Annotated in this window: 12 protein-coding genes; 6 read left to right on the top strand and 6 right to left on the bottom strand. The window is 55.1% G+C overall.

What is annotated here, in order from left to right:
- Positions 1–19 precede the first annotated feature (19 nt).
- Positions 20–571 carry a DNA-3-methyladenine glycosylase I gene (locus AUC60_RS16220; protein ID WP_087269470.1) on the bottom strand — a complete coding sequence of 184 codons (552 nt, stop codon included), beginning with the start codon at positions 569–571 and terminating at the stop codon, positions 20–22.
- A gap of 80 nt (positions 572–651) precedes the next feature.
- Between AUC60_RS16220 and glyQ the strand changes: the two genes are divergently transcribed.
- From glyQ to AUC60_RS16200, 4 genes are read left to right on the top strand one after another with little or no spacing between them, the layout of a single operon-like run.
- Positions 652–1,605, top strand: coding sequence for a glycine--tRNA ligase subunit alpha (gene glyQ / locus AUC60_RS16215; RefSeq protein WP_020292021.1), 954 nt, complete (start codon positions 652–654; stop codon positions 1,603–1,605).
- Positions 1,602–3,656 (top strand): glycine--tRNA ligase subunit beta, encoded by a 2,055-nt coding sequence (gene glyS / locus AUC60_RS16210; RefSeq protein WP_087269467.1) that lies wholly within the window; start codon positions 1,602–1,604, stop codon positions 3,654–3,656. Before glyQ ends, glyS begins: the two co-directional genes overlap by 4 nt.
- Before the next feature lie 14 nt (positions 3,657–3,670).
- On the top strand, positions 3,671–4,222 hold the full coding sequence (gene gmhB / locus AUC60_RS16205) for a D-glycero-beta-D-manno-heptose 1,7-bisphosphate 7-phosphatase (protein WP_087269464.1): 552 nt from the start codon (positions 3,671–3,673) through the stop codon (positions 4,220–4,222).
- A 46-nt stretch (positions 4,223–4,268) separates the two neighbouring features.
- The gene (locus AUC60_RS16200; RefSeq protein ID WP_087269461.1) at positions 4,269–5,039 is read left to right on the top strand and encodes a lysophospholipid acyltransferase family protein; all 771 of its coding nucleotides are present in this window, start codon (positions 4,269–4,271) and stop codon (positions 5,037–5,039) included.
- A 349-nt stretch (positions 5,040–5,388) separates the two neighbouring features.
- Here the strand turns inward: AUC60_RS16200 and AUC60_RS16195 are convergent, their stop codons facing one another.
- Positions 5,389–6,312, bottom strand: a complete 924-nt coding sequence (locus AUC60_RS16195) for an alpha/beta fold hydrolase (protein ID WP_087269458.1) — start codon at positions 6,310–6,312, stop codon at positions 5,389–5,391.
- Positions 6,313–6,418: 106 nt separating this feature from the next.
- Between AUC60_RS16195 and AUC60_RS16190 the strand changes: the two genes are divergently transcribed.
- Positions 6,419–7,387, top strand: coding sequence for a cupin domain-containing protein (locus tag AUC60_RS16190; RefSeq protein ID WP_405624097.1), 969 nt, complete (start codon positions 6,419–6,421; stop codon positions 7,385–7,387).
- A 69-nt stretch (positions 7,388–7,456) separates the two neighbouring features.
- Here AUC60_RS16190 and gyrB read toward each other — a convergent pair whose 3' ends face one another.
- From gyrB to dnaA, 4 genes are read right to left on the bottom strand one after another with little or no spacing between them, the layout of a single operon-like run.
- Positions 7,457–9,874 carry a DNA topoisomerase (ATP-hydrolyzing) subunit B gene (gene gyrB, locus AUC60_RS16185; protein WP_087269455.1) on the bottom strand — a complete coding sequence of 806 codons (2,418 nt, stop codon included), beginning with the start codon at positions 9,872–9,874 and terminating at the stop codon, positions 7,457–7,459.
- Positions 9,875–9,878: 4 nt separating this feature from the next.
- Positions 9,879–10,982, bottom strand: coding sequence for a DNA replication/repair protein RecF (gene recF / locus AUC60_RS16180; RefSeq protein WP_087269452.1), 1,104 nt, complete (start codon positions 10,980–10,982; stop codon positions 9,879–9,881).
- A 20-nt stretch (positions 10,983–11,002) separates the two neighbouring features.
- Positions 11,003–12,106, bottom strand: a complete 1,104-nt coding sequence (gene dnaN / locus AUC60_RS16175; RefSeq protein WP_087269449.1) for a DNA polymerase III subunit beta — start codon at positions 12,104–12,106, stop codon at positions 11,003–11,005.
- A 38-nt stretch (positions 12,107–12,144) separates the two neighbouring features.
- Positions 12,145–13,656 (bottom strand): chromosomal replication initiator protein DnaA, encoded by a 1,512-nt coding sequence (gene dnaA / locus AUC60_RS16170; protein ID WP_087269641.1) that lies wholly within the window; start codon positions 13,654–13,656, stop codon positions 12,145–12,147.
- 585 nt (positions 13,657–14,241) lie between these two features.
- Here dnaA and rpmH point away from each other — a divergent pair.
- Positions 14,242–14,376, top strand: coding sequence for a 50S ribosomal protein L34 (rpmH, locus tag AUC60_RS16165; RefSeq protein ID WP_003213577.1), 135 nt, complete (start codon positions 14,242–14,244; stop codon positions 14,374–14,376).
- Positions 14,377–14,380: the final 4 nt, after the last annotated feature.

Genomic DNA, 14,380 nt, shown 5'->3' with positions numbered 1-14,380 from the left:
AAGGCGGCCATTGTAACCGTCAGCGGACCAAAACCGCGTATCGATCACAATCCACGGTATGGTCCATGACCATGCCGCTCGACTGCATGTAGGCATAACAGATGGTCGGGCCCACAAAGGTAAACCCTGCTTTCTTCAATGCTTTGCTCATGGCCTCGGCCTCTGGCGTGATGGCCGGGACTTCGCTGCGGTCCTTGCGGTGGTTGATCTTCCTTTCACCGCCAACAAACGACCAGAGGAATTCAACCGGGTTGTCCAGCTTCAACCACGCCTGCGCATTGCGTCGCGCGGCATTGAGCTTGAGGCGGTTGCGGATGATGCCCGGCTCCTGCATCAGGACCTCAATGTCATCGTCGGTCATGGCGGCGATTCGATGTACATCAAAACCGAACATCACCTCGCGATAACGCGCGCGTTTCTTCAAAACCGTGATCCATGAAAGACCGGCCTGGAACCCTTCGAGCAAAAGCAACTCGAAGAGCTTCTGCGCGTCGCGCAACGGCACGCCCCACTCCTGATCGTGATAATCGATGTAAATCGGCTCTTCGTTGCACCAATAGCAGCGTGGCATAGGGCTTCCAAGGGTGGAGGTGCGGCCGAATCGGGTATACTCCCGCTCTTTAAATCGCAGCCCCAGTACAGGTGAATTTCGTGAGCCAGCCTACGCCAGCCGTGCGTACCTTCCAAGACTTGATCCTCGCCCTCCAGCAATACTGGGCCGAGCAAGGTTGCGTGGTACTTCAGCCCTACGATATGGAAGTAGGCGCCGGCACTTTCCACACCGCCACGTTTCTGCGCGCCGTAGGCCCGGAAACCTGGAACGCAGCCTACGTACAACCAAGCCGCCGTCCGACTGACGGCCGTTATGGTGAAAACCCGAACCGCCTGCAGCACTACTATCAGTTTCAAGTAGTTCTCAAGCCAAACCCGGACAACTTTCAGGAGTTGTATCTGGGCTCGTTGAAGCATGTCGGTCTGGACCCACTGGTTCACGACGTGCGCTTCGTTGAAGACAACTGGGAATCGCCAACACTCGGCGCCTGGGGTCTGGGCTGGGAAATCTGGCTCAACGGCATGGAAGTGTCGCAGTTCACTTACTTCCAGCAAGCGGGCGGCATCGAATGCTACCCGGTGACCGGTGAGATCACCTACGGCCTGGAACGTCTGGCGATGTACCTACAGAACGTTGACTCGGTTTATGACCTGGTCTGGGCTGACGGCCCGTTCGGCCGCGTGACCTACGGCGATGTGTTCCACCAGAACGAAGTGGAGCAATCGACTTATAACTTCGAACACGCCAACGTCGACAAACTGTTTGAGCTGTTCGATTTCTACGAAAGCGAAGCCAAACGTCTGATCGAACTGGATCAGCCACTGCCGCTGCCAAGCTACGAAATGGTTCTGAAGGCCTCCCATACCTTCAACCTGCTGGACGCCCGTCGCGCTATTTCGGTAACTGCTCGTCAGCAGTACATCCTGCGCGTTCGTACTCTGGCTCGCTCGGTCGCTCAGGCGTATCTGATGGCTCGCGCCAAGCTGGGCTTCCCGATGGCTCCACCTGATTTACGTGACGAAGTGCTGGCCAAGCTGGAGGCGCAACAATGAGTGCTCAAGATTTCCTGGTTGAACTGGGTACCGAAGAGCTGCCACCCAAAGCGCTCAACACATTGGCCGATGCATTTCTGGCTGGTATCGAAAAAGGCCTGCAGTCTGCGGGGCTGACTTACAGCGCCAAGCAGGTTTATGGCGCACCGCGTCGTCTGGCCGTGTTGATCACCGACCTGTCCACGCAACAGCCTGATCGCAGCATCAACCTTGACGGCCCGCCACGTCAGGCGGCTTTCGACGCAGAAGGCAACCCGACTCAGGCAGCCCTGGGTTTTGCCAAAAAGTGCGGCGTTGACCTGAGCGAAATCGATCAGAGCGGACCCAAGCTGCGTTACAGCCAGAACATCGCTGGCAAGCCAACCGCCAGCCTGCTGCCGACTATCGTTGAAGACTCCCTGAATGACCTGCCGATTCCCAAGCGCATGCGCTGGGGTGCCCGCAAGGAAGAGTTCGTGCGTCCGACCCAATGGCTGGTCATGCTGTTTGGTGATCAAGTCATCGATTGCACGATTCTGGCTCAGACGGCTGGCCGTGAATCCCGCGGCCATCGCTTCCACCACCCGGAAAGCGTTCGCATCACCTCGCCAGCCAGCTACCTGAGCGATCTGCGCAGCGCGTATGTATTGGCTGATTTCAACGAGCGTCGTCAACTGATCACCAAGCGAGTCGACGAACTGGCGACCCAACACGAAGGCACTGCCATCGTGCCGCCAAGCTTGCTTGACGAAGTGACTTCGCTGGTCGAGTGGCCGGTCCCGCTGGTGTGCTCGTTTGAAGAGCGCTTCCTGGAAGTGCCGCAAGAAGCCCTGATCACCACCATGCAGGACAACCAGAAGTACTTCTGCCTGCTGGATGCTGACGGCAAGTTGCTGCCACGCTTCATCACCGTTGCGAACATCGAAAGCAAAGATCCGAAGCAGATCGTGCTGGGCAACGAGAAAGTCGTTCGTCCACGTCTGACTGACGCCGAGTTCTTCTTCAAGCAGGACAAGAAGCAGAAGCTGGAAACCTTCAACGAGCGTCTACAAAACGTCGTGTTCCAGGCTCAGTTGGGCAGCGTCTTCGACAAGGCTGAACGCGTTTCGAAACTGGCCGCATTCATCGCGCCACGTATCGGTGGCGACGCTCAACGCGCAGCGCGCGCAGGTCTGCTGTCCAAGTGCGACCTGGCCACCGAGATGGTCGGCGAATTCCCTGAAATGCAGGGTATCGCCGGTTACTACTACGCCAAGGCTGACGGCGAAGCTGACGATGTAGCCCTGGCGCTGAACGAGCAATACATGCCGCGCGGTGCAGGCGGCGAACTGCCAACGACGTTGACCGGTTCGGCAGTGGCCATCGCTGACAAGCTGGACACCCTGGTCGGTATCTTCGGCATCGGCATGCTGCCTACCGGCAGTAAAGACCCGTACGCATTGCGTCGTGCTGCATTGGGCATCCTGCGTATTCTGATCGAGAAGCAACTGGACCTGGATCTGATCGAGACTGTGAAGTTTGCAGTGGGTCAATTCGGTGCCAAGGTCAAAGCCGCAGGCTTGCAGGAACAAGTACTGGAATTCATCTTCGATCGCCTGCGTGCGCGTTATGAAGACGAAGGTGTCGAGGTGGCGGTTTATCTGTCGGTTCGTGCACTGCAGCCCGGCTCGGCGCTGGACTTCGATCAGCGTGTTCAAGCCGTTCAGGCGTTCCGCAAACTGCCGGAAGCTGCAGCACTCGCTGCGGTGAACAAGCGCGTTTCGAATCTGTTGAGCAAGGCTGAAGGCAACATTGCCCAGACCGTCGAGCCCAAATACTTCGATAACGCTAACGAGTTCTCGCTGTATTCGGCTATCAAGCAAGCGGATCAAGATGTGCAGCCAATGGCAGAAGCGCGTCAGTACAGCGAAACCCTCGCGCGTCTGGCAGCCCTGCGTGAGCCGGTGGATGCCTTCTTCGAAGCCGTGATGGTCAATGCCGAGGACGCCAGCGTACGCGCCAACCGCTATGCACTGCTGGCGCGTCTACGTGGCCTGTTCCTGGGCGTCGCTGACATCTCGTTGCTAGGCTGAAGAAGGGACGTATTGTGAAGTTGCTGATCCTTGATCGGGATGGAGTTATCAATCATGACTCCGACGCTTACATAAAGTCGGTGGCGGAGTGGATTCCGATTCCAGGTTCGATCGAGGCCATCGCGCAACTGAGCAAGGCCGGCTGGACGGTTGCAGTCGCAACCAACCAGTCCGGCATCGCCCGGGGTTATTACGACCTGGCGACTCTGGACGCCATGCACGCGCGCTTACGTGAGCTGGTGGCGGAGCAGGGTGGCGAGGTCGGTTTAATCGTTTACTGTCCGCACGGGCCCGACGAGGGTTGCGAATGCCGCAAACCGAAACCGGGCATGCTGCAAACCATAGCCCGACACTACCAAGTGGAGCTGGCAGGAATATGGTTTGTGGGCGACAGCAGCAGTGACCTGAAGGCCGCACTGGCCGTCGACTCACAACCGGTTTTGGTAAAAACCGGTAAAGGTGAGAAAACACTGGCCGGTTCGCTGCCCGCCAGCACGTTGGTTTTTGACGATCTTGCGGCGGTTGCCGCAGAACTTATCCACAATAGCGCTCCGCAAAAAAACTAGCGGTACGCTTGATGAACGGGCATTCGCCCGTACGGTAAAAGCAACTATGTCGATCATCCAGGCAATCAGGACTTTTCTCTTCTACCTGTTGCTAGGCACCAGCTCTCTGCTGTGGTGCACATTAAGCTTCTTCATCGCTCCGTTTCTGCCATTCAAGGCTCGCTATCGCTTCATCAACGTCTACTGGTGCCGCTGTGCAATCTGGTTGACTCGCGTGTTCCTGAATATCCGGGTTGAAGTGACCGGTGCGGAAAATGTCCCCAAGACGCCCTGCGTGATCATCTCCAACCACCAGAGCACTTGGGAAACCTTCTTCCTGTCGCAGTACTTCTCGCCACTGAGTCAGGTGCTCAAGCGTGAGCTGCTGTATGTCCCGTTCTTTGGCTGGGCGATGGCGATGCTGCGTCCTATCGCAATTGATCGCGAGAACCCCAAAGCAGCACTCAAGCAAATCGCTAAGAAGGGCGACGAGCTGCTCAAAGACGGCGTCTGGGTACTGATCTTTCCGGAAGGCACTCGCGTCCCGTTTGGCCAGGTTGGTAAATTCTCTCGTGGCGGCACTGCATTGGCGGTCAACGCAAACCTGCCCGTGCTGCCAATCGCGCACAACGCTGGCAAGTTCTGGCCGAAGGAAGGCTGGGCGAAAAAGCCAGGGACTATTCAGGTCGTGATTGGCGAACCGATGTACGCAGAGGGCGAAGGCCCACGTGCCATTGCTGCACTGAACGACCGCGTTCAAACATGGAACGAAGACACTCAGAAAGCCTTGGGCTCGATCGCCGCACCGGTGTCGAGCAGCGAGCGAGCTGTAATCTGAGTTTTGTGGATAACCTGTGCACTGTTTTTGAATTTTTCGAAAAAATCGGCGGCAAAGCCTTGGATTTACTGCTTATTTCCGATGCTCATTAAAGAGCCAAAAACGTGCATAAGTTTTTATGAGCTTCTAAAACCGACCTTTTAGGGTCGGTTTTTTTATGTCTGATTTTGGGCATTTACCATAGAGACTTTTAAAGCGGCTCTGGTGGCCACCCCCTTTCAAACTATCCCTCATGGCGAAATCACTTCTGGTACCAAATACACGTTCCACGTGGAACATACCCTAATCCAAGTCCTGGCCTGAGGATCGCACCAGTCGCACATGGATCCGTTATCACGATTGGAAGCCGTCACTTACTCGACGGCGTGGCGCCTGTTGGTGATGCCATGAACGTCGATAAATCGTGATTGAAACGCGCCGATTCCTCCAAGAATGGAGCGTGGCCTGAGTTCTCATATACCTTTGTCTGAACGCGAGGATTCAACTGCTTTGCGCGCGCCATAGAGGGCTGAACATTGACGAGCTGATCCTTCGCGCCATACAGCATCAAGACGGGCACCTTCGCCTTGGGTATACCCTCTGCGGCGGCCACCGTCATTGACGGAGTTGCACGTGTCATTGTCCAAGACGCCATCGCAGCATTCGCCAACAGCAGTTCGAAAGTCGGCACATCCGGCTGGGTGTAGAAGCAAAGAGCGAGGAATTTACTTATGGCCTCCAGGTGTGTTTTGAGATCATCAGATGCCAGCCCCGTGTACACCTCCGGGTGTGAGGTAATCAACGCAGCGTTAAGCTCGATCACGCCATCGACATACATGATCCCACCGAGATCAGCGTCACCATAAGCGGCCAGGTAATTGGATATAACTACTCCACCCAAAGACCAACCAACCAGCACCGGGCGCGGGCTGCCCGTCGCCTTCATAACAGCAGCCAGATCATCTGCGGATCGACGCCCGTCGAGATAAGCGCTGGAGTCTTCAGGCTTGTCGGAAAGGCCATGGCCTCGCAGGTCATAGGTGACCATACGATAGCGCTGCAGCTCCGGACTACCCGTCTGCTTTTCCCAATTCAAGCGGCTACCGAGTAAGCCATGAATGAAGATAATAGCCGGGCCGTCTGGATTACCAGCCTCCTGAACGGCGATTCTGACGCCGTCCGGAGCAGTTACCGTGTAGCTCTTCTCGGCTGCGATAGATAGAGATGAAAGAGCCGTCAATAACGCTATCACCCAAGCGCGGCCTAGCAATCGATAACCAAAACGATGACTCATGAGATGACTCCAGTGCCCAAAGTTGAGCATTGGAGTCTAGGTAGGCGGCAAAGGACGGTCTATGATCTGAGCTCTGTAGATATTGATTGATCGTCCTGGAGTGATAATGGCTTTGCCTATTCAAACTGATCCAAGTGAGCTGATCAGCGAATTGTTATCAGGCATGCGTCTTATGGGCGTACAGTTTCGCAGAATAGAAATCCGGGACTTTCCGGGGGTGGGTTTCAGTAATGCAGCGGGTCGCGCGCAGTTTCACTTCGTAGGGCGCGGGCCTCTCTGGCTCCGCAGCCCAGGCAACAACCTGTATCGAATGGATACAGGGACCGCAGTCCTGATACCTCGTGGCGGACCTCATGCGATTTTGTCTTCCGAGAGAACGCCTTCATCCAGCGCAAAGCCATTCGCCTTTGATTTTTTTAGCGAAGAGGAAGGGAGTGCTTGCCAAGGTCCGGTTATTTTCAGCTGCTGTATGGAGTTGGAACTCGGCGGCATGCAACCGCTGGTTGCTGCCATGCCAGAGGTATTACTGGCGAGTACACTGTCGCAGGCGTCACCCGAGATCTGCCCCATGCTGGACGCTATGGAGCGTGAGTCATTGATGTTAAAAGCCGGCCACCTAGGGATTCTGGCGCGCCTCGCAGAGGTGGTCGCTGCACTTGTTATAAGGGATTGGGTGGCAGATGAGCGCGGTGCAGCAGGATGGTTAGGAGCGTTACATGATCCTCGGCTGAGTAAAGCCCTTGTAATGATGCACAAACACCCCGGTAGAAGCTGGACAGTAGCGTCTCTGGCAAGCGAAGCAGGGCAGTCGCGCTCTGTTTTTGCCCAGCGTTTCCTTCAGGCTACTGGCGTTTCCCCGCTTCGATACCTCACGGATTTAAGGATGCGACTGGCTCTGCTTAGCCTGAGTCGCGAGCGACAACCCATGGAAACCATTGCAAGCCAGTTAGGTTACGGTTCATTGGCCGCGTTTGGCCGTGCATTCAAACGCTCGGTGGGTGTGTCTCCAGGCACGATCCGCACCTACAGTGAGGGCCTGAACACGCCTGAGCACCCAAGCAATTCAACGCCATAAAAAAAGCCAACCCAGAGGTTGGCTTTTTCATGGCGTAGTGAGGATGGCCGTTTCCGGCCACAACTTTATTTAGAAGTCCAGGTTAGACACTGCCAAAGCGTTGCTTTCGATGAAGTCACGGCGAGGTTCTACCGCGTCACCCATCAAGGTATTGAAGATCTGGTCTGCACCGATAGCGTCTTCAATAGTGACCTTGAGCATCCGGCGAACCGAAGGGTCCATCGTGGTTTCCCACAACTGATCAGGGTTCATTTCACCCAGACCTTTGTATCGCTGGATGGTGTGACGCTTGGTGCTTTCAGCCATCAACCAGGCCAAGGCTTCCTTGAACTCGGTGACCTGCTTCTTGCGCTCGCCACGTTGAACGTAAGCGCCTTCTTCCAGCAATGTGCTGATCTGCAGACCCAGGGCGGTAACCGTCTTGTAGTCGTTACTGCCGAAGAAGTCACGGTTGAAGGTCACGTAGTTGGACAGGCCGTGGGAGATCAGTTCGACCTCTGGCAGCCAGACATTACGTTCGCGATCTTCACGCAGGCTGGCTTTGTAAACCAGACCCGACTTCTCACCTACACGCAGGCGAGCGTCAAACAGCGCTAACCAGGCTTGCATGCCTGCGTGGTCAGACAGCTGCTCGAGAGTGACAGGAGGCAGGTAAACGAAGTGCTCGGTCAGTTCCTGAGGATACAAGCGCGACAGACGCTTGAGGGTCTTCATGACCATGCGGAAATCGTTAACCAGACGCTCAAGCGACTCGCCGGAGATGCCAGGTGCGGACTCATTCAGGTGCAGGCTCGCATCTTCAAGAGCCGACTGGGTCATGTACTCTTCCATGGCGTCGTCGTCTTTGATGTACTGCTCTTGCTTGCCTTTCTTGACCTTGTACAACGGTGGTTGAGCGATGTAGATATAGCCGCGCTCGATCAACTCAGGCAACTGACGGAAGAAGAAGGTCAGCAGCAGGGTACGAATGTGAGAACCGTCGACGTCAGCATCGGTCATGATGATGATGTTGTGATAGCGCAGCTTGTCGATGTTGTACTCATCGCGGCCAATGCCGCAGCCCAAGGCCGTGATCAAAGTACCTACTTCTTGCGACGAGATCATCTTGTCGAAACGCGCTTTCTCGACGTTAAGGATCTTACCTTTGAGTGGCAGGATCGCTTGGGTTTTACGGTTACGTCCCTGCTTGGCTGAACCGCCAGCAGAGTCACCTTCCACGAGGTACAGTTCGGAGAGGGCAGGGTCTTTTTCCTGGCAGTCAGCAAGCTTGCCCGGTAGACCGGCAATGTCCAGAGCGCCTTTGCGACGGGTCATCTCGCGAGCTTTACGAGCCGCTTCACGAGCGCGCGCAGCGTCGATCATCTTGCCAACAACGGCTTTGGCTTCGTTCGGGTTTTCCAGCAGGAAGTCAGAGAAGTATTTACCCATCTCTTGTTCAACTGCGGTTTTAACCTCGGAAGAGACCAGCTTGTCTTTGGTCTGCGAGCTGAATTTCGGGTCTGGTACTTTCACCGAAATAATCGCGGTCAGACCTTCACGGGCATCGTCACCGGTGGTCGCGACCTTGTGCTTCTTGGCCAGACCTTCCTGCTCGATGTAAGCGTTAAGGTTACGCGTCAACGCCGAGCGGAAGCCCACCAAGTGCGTGCCGCCATCGCGTTGCGGAATGTTGTTGGTGAAGCACAGCAGATTCTCGTTGAAGCTGTCGTTCCACTGCAGAGCGATCTCGACGCCAATGCCATCGTCACGTTGAATATTGAAGTGGAATACCTGGTTGACCGCAGTCTTGTTGGTATTCAGATATTCAACGAAAGCACGCAAACCACCTTCGTACTTGAACAGCTCTTCCTTACCACTGCGCTCGTCACGAAGAACGATACCTACGCCAGAGTTCAGGAAGGAGAGTTCACGAATCCGCTTGGCGAGGATGTCCCAGCTGAAGTGGATGTTCTTGAAGGTTTCAGCGGAAGGCTTGAAGTGGATCTCGGTGCCGGTGGTATCGCTATCACCGACTATGCGCATTGGCTCCTGTGGAACACCGTGCACATAAGTCTGTTCCCAAATCTTGCCGCTACGACGCACGGTCAGCAACAACAGTTCGGACAAAGCATTAACTACAGAAACACCTACACCGTGCAGACCGCCAGATACTTTGTAGGAGTTGTCGTCGAACTTACCACCAGCGTGGAGCACGGTCATGATGACCTCTGCCGCCGACACGCCTTCTTCTTTATGCACGTCTACCGGAATGCCACGGCCGTTGTCACGGACGGTGATCGATTCGTCAGGGTGGATGGTGATAGTGATGTCGTCGCAATGGCCAGCCAATGCTTCGTCGATCGAGTTATCAACAACCTCAAACACCATATGGTGGAGACCGCTGCCATCGTCAGTGTCACCGATGTACATTCCGGGACGCTTGCGTACGGCATCTAGCCCTTTCAGTACCTTGATACTGGAGGAGTCGTACGTTTGGTTTTCGCTCATGCAATCACTCCCGATGATCGTGGGTCTGGGTGATACGGCCTTGTTCCACGTGGAACAAAGCGACTGGCGTTTCCGTCTGCCAGCCGTCCCTCAGTAATTCGTGGTCTACACAGGTGATAAAAACCTGGCAGCGTAAGTCCTCAAGCAAGCGGCAAAGCGCGCGGCGATGGTGGTCATCCAGTTCAGACGGCAAGTCGTCGACCAGGTAAATGCACTGACCACGACGAGCCTGACTAACGAGATGACCTTGGGCAATACGCAGCGCGCACACCACCAGTTTCTGCTGACCCCGCGACAAGATATCTGCCGCATTATGGGCACCTAATCTAAGCCGCAAATCAGCTCTCTGTGGTCCCGCTTGCGTATGGCCCATTTGTTGATCGCGCTGGAGGGAAGAAGCGAGCACTGTGCTCAAGTCTTTTTCCTTGTCCCATCCACGGTAGTAACTCAGGGTCAAACCTTCGAGTTCAACCAGCTCGCTCAGAGTCTGTTCGAATACAGGTTTTAACGCCTTGATGTACGACCGGCGATACTCATCAATTTCATCGCTGGCGAGGCACAGTTCCCGGTCCCAAGCCGCTTGCGAAGCGCCGTCAAGTGTACCATGCCGAAGCCACGAGTTACGCTGCTTGAGGGCCTTCTGGAGGCGCTGCCAAGTAGCCATAAATCTAGGTTCCACGTGGAACACTCCCCAATCCAGAAACTGCCTGCGGATCTTGGGAGCACCTTCGAGCAAACGGAAGCTGTCGGGATTGATGAGTTGAAGAGGTAATGTCTCCGCGAGCTGCGCAGCGCTACGAGCATTCTGCCCATCTATGCGGATTTGAAAGTCACCCTGACGATCTCGGGAAACACCTAGATTGCTGTGCCCACCTTCAACCAGATCTACCTGGCCAAAGACCGTACAAGCCGGTTGTTCGTATTGGATTACCGGTAGCAGTCGAGCGCTACGAAACGAGCGGGCAAGGCCGAGCAAATGGATAGCTTCCAGCACGCTGGTTTTGCCACTGCCATTAGCGCCGTGAAGGATGTTGATACGGGGGGAGGGGGAGAAGGTCACCGGGTGCAGATTGCGCACCCCGGTGACCGAGACGCGACTAAGAGACATCTAGCTTCTGCTGAACATGGTTACAGACGCATCGGCATAACTACATAAGCAGAGTCGTCATTATCAGATTCCTGCACCAGCGCACTGCTGTTGGAGTCAGACAGGATCAAACGAACTTGCTCGGTAGTCATTACGCCCAGCACGTCGAGCAAGTAGCTGACGTTGAAACCGATCTCCAGAGAAGCGCCGTTGTAGTCGACGCTGATTTCTTCTTCCGCTTCTTCCTGCTCGGGGTTGTTCGCCTGGATTTTCAGCTGACCACTGGCCAGTTGCAGACGGATGCCGCGGTACTTCTCGTTGGACAAAATTGCTGTGCGGCTGAACGCTTCACGCAATGCCTGGCGATCGCCCAGTACAAGTTTATCGCCACCCTTAGGCAGGACACGCTCGTAGTCCGGGAATTTACCGTCAACCAGCTTGGACGTGAAAGTAAACTCGCCGGTGGTCGCGCGGATGTGATGCTGGCCCAGAACAATACTGACGATACCGTCCTGTTCTGTCAGCAGCCGCGCCATCTCCAGAATACCTTTGCGTGGAACGATTACCTGGTGACGATCAGCCTGTTCGATCTCGGCAGTCATCGAGCACATTGCCAAACGGTGACCGTCGGTGGCAACAGCACGAAGAACACCGGCGCTCACTTCCAGCAACATACCATTGAGGTAGTAACGAACGTCCTGCTGAGCCATCGCAAAACTGGTGCGCTCGATCAAACGACGCAGCTTGCTTTGAACCAGGTTAAAGGTCAGCGAGCCAGGCCCTTCTTCAACGGTAGGGAAGTCATTGGCAGGCAATGTCGACAACGTGAAGCGGCTACGGCCAGCCTTGACGATCAGCTTTGCATCATCAACCTTGATGTCGATCAGCACGTCGTTCGGCAGGCTTTTGCAAATGTCCATCAGCTTGCGTGCAGGGACAGTGATCTCGCCCGGCTCAGCAGGTTCTTCCAGCTGAACACGGCCAACCAGTTCGACTTCAAGATCAGTGCCGGTCAACGATAGCTGCTGCCCTTCGACAACCAGAAGAACGTTGGAGAGCACCGGCAGGGTCTGGCGGCGTTCAACAACGCCGGCGACCAATTGCAGGGGTTTCAACAGGGCTTCGCGTTGAATGGTGAAATGCATGGTCTAGTCCCTTGCCTTAATAAGCTGCGCTGATGTCATCAAGTGGTCAGTGTACGCAGCAGGTTCTTGTAGTCCTCGCGAATATCCGCGTCGGATTCCTTCAATTCATTGATCTTGCGGCAAGCGTGCAGCACCGTGGTGTGATCGCGACCGCCAAACACATCCCCAATTTCCGGCAGACTGTGGTTAGTCAGTTCCTTGGACAACGCCATCGCCACCTGACGCGGCCGGGCTACAGATCGGGAACGACGCTTGGACAGCAGGTCGGAAATCTTGATCTTGTAGTACTCGGCTACAGTGCGCTGAATGTTATCCACACTTACCAGCTTGTCCTGCAATGCCAACAGGTCTTTCAACGACTCGCGAATCAGCTCGATTGTGATCTCACGGCCCATGAAGTGCGAGTGAGCAATAACACGCTTGAGCGCACCTTCAAGTTCGCGAACGTTCGATCGGATACGTTGCGCAATAAAGAATGCAGCATCGTGAGGCAGATCCACCTTCGCCTGATCCGCTTTTTTCATCAGGATCGCGACCCGGGTCTCAAGTTCTGGCGGCTCGACAGCAACTGTCAGGCCCCAGCCGAACCGAGACTTCAGACGCTCTTCCAGCCCCTCAATCTCTTTCGGATAACGATCGCTGGTCAGAATGACCTGCTGACCGCCTTCGAGCAGAGCGTTGAAGGTATGGAAAAACTCTTCCTGAGAGCGCTCCTTTCGGGCGAAAAACTGAATGTCATCGATCAGCAACGCATCCACCGAACGGTAAAAACGTTTGAACTCATTGATTGCGTTCAACTGAAGTGCTTTGACCATGTCGGCCACAAAACGCTCCGAATGCAGGTATACCACTTTGGCATTCGGATTCTTCTTGAGCAGGTGGTTACCCACAGCGTGCATCAAGTGCGTTTTACCCAAGCCCACACCACCATAAAGGAAGAGCGGGTTGTAACCATGCTTGGGATTATCCGCCACCTGCCAGGCAGCAGCGCGGGCCAGCTGGTTGGACTTACCCTCGACAAAATTCTCGAAGGTGAACGTGCGGTTCAGATAGCTGGTGTGTTTGAGGGCACCTTCAACCTGAACAGTACGCTGCTCGGCTCGAGCAGGCGCTTGCTGAGAACTGGCACCAGCCATCGGGTCGAAGCTATCGCGAGAGGGCTCGTCGTTTACCTGTGGCTGTACGGGTGCAGGAGTGGCCACTTGAGCAGGTGCGGGCGCCTGACTCACAGGCTGGCTTGCCGCTATGGCTTGCGAAGCAGCCGCAGCCAATGGCGCATTCGGTGCTGCACGAGGGGCGGAACTGCGCTTGCTACCTATTAATAGAGAAAGCGCGGGGGCCAAACCTTGGCCATGCTCCCCCAACAGTTCAAGCAAACGACTCAGGTACTTTTCGTTGACCCAATCGAGAACAAAACGGTTCGGTGCATAGACACGCAACTCGTCGCCTTCGGCTTCAACCTGTAGCGGACGGATCCAGGTGTTGAATTGCTGGGCAGGCAGCTCATCGCGCAAAAGCTCTACGCATTGCTGCCAAAGTTCCAATGACACGGACATCCCCTAGGTTAAAAGCCGGTGAGGCAAAAACAGCCGCCATTGTACCGACCGCCGCGGTACTTATCCACATGTAGGTGGCTTGGAGTCCGGGATAAATCCAGCGTTTATATGCAATCAAGCCGACCAACGGCATGTGCATAAGCCCTGTGGATAACCCAGCCTCAGCTCTTTGCATAACCAGACCCTGAAATCTGTGGATAAACGCTCTGTGGATAAAATGCCATTCCACACACAGGTTTTCCGACAGCGCAGCACAGGCAGAGCACTGTTTCTCGACAGTGTTGTCATTCTCTGTACAGCTTGATTCTAGAGGCTTTAGAGTAGTTATCCACAGAAGATGTCCTGCCTTGCTTTAATAAGCTCTATAAAGAAGCTTTAAATACTTCTCTTCTTTATTTCTATATCTGGGCAAGACGTAAAACCTCGGGAAGCGGTGAAAAGTGATCCGAGAGCAGTTACATAACTAAATGAAGGAAACGTTGGTTGGAAATTGACCTAGAGGCTTGCTTTCTCTAGAATCCCCGGTCTCTTAAAACGGGGGCCATTCCGGCCCGTTGTGGACGAACCAGGTAACACGCCATGAAACGTACTTTCCAACCAAGCACTATCAAACGCGCTCGCACTCACGGCTTCCGTGCTCGCATGGCCACCAAGAACGGCCGTGCCGTCCTGTCGCGTCGCCGCGCCAAAGGTCGTGCGCGTCTGGCAGTTTGATAAT

The sequence above is a fragment of the Pseudomonas caspiana genome (genome assembly GCF_002158995.1).
Taxonomy (GTDB): Bacteria; Pseudomonadota; Gammaproteobacteria; order Pseudomonadales; family Pseudomonadaceae; genus Aquipseudomonas; species Aquipseudomonas caspiana.
Note: the sequence above shows the minus strand (reverse complement) of the source record. Positions and strands in the feature narration are given on the sequence as shown.

Bases quoted from the DNA above. Each gene is read 5' to 3' on its own strand.
- AUC60_RS16220 (WP_087269470.1), bottom strand. From the start codon at position 571: ATGCCACGCTGCTATTGGTGCAACGAAGAGCCGATTTACATCGATTAT.
- glyS (WP_087269467.1), top strand. From the start codon at position 1,602: ATGAGTGCTCAAGATTTCCTGGTTGAACTGGGTACCGAAGAGCTGCCA.
- AUC60_RS16200 (WP_087269461.1), top strand. From the start codon at position 4,269: ATGTCGATCATCCAGGCAATCAGGACTTTTCTCTTCTACCTGTTGCTA.
- AUC60_RS16195 (WP_087269458.1), bottom strand. From the start codon at position 6,312: ATGAGTCATCGTTTTGGTTATCGATTGCTAGGCCGCGCTTGGGTGATA.
- AUC60_RS16190 (WP_405624097.1), top strand. From the start codon at position 6,419: ATGGCTTTGCCTATTCAAACTGATCCAAGTGAGCTGATCAGCGAATTG.
- gyrB (WP_087269455.1), bottom strand. From the start codon at position 9,874: ATGAGCGAAAACCAAACGTACGACTCCTCCAGTATCAAGGTACTGAAA.
- recF (WP_087269452.1), bottom strand. From the start codon at position 10,982: ATGTCTCTTAGTCGCGTCTCGGTCACCGGGGTGCGCAATCTGCACCCG.
- dnaN (WP_087269449.1), bottom strand. From the start codon at position 12,106: ATGCATTTCACCATTCAACGCGAAGCCCTGTTGAAACCCCTGCAATTG.
- rpmH (WP_003213577.1), top strand. From the start codon at position 14,242: ATGAAACGTACTTTCCAACCAAGCACTATCAAACGCGCTCGCACTCAC.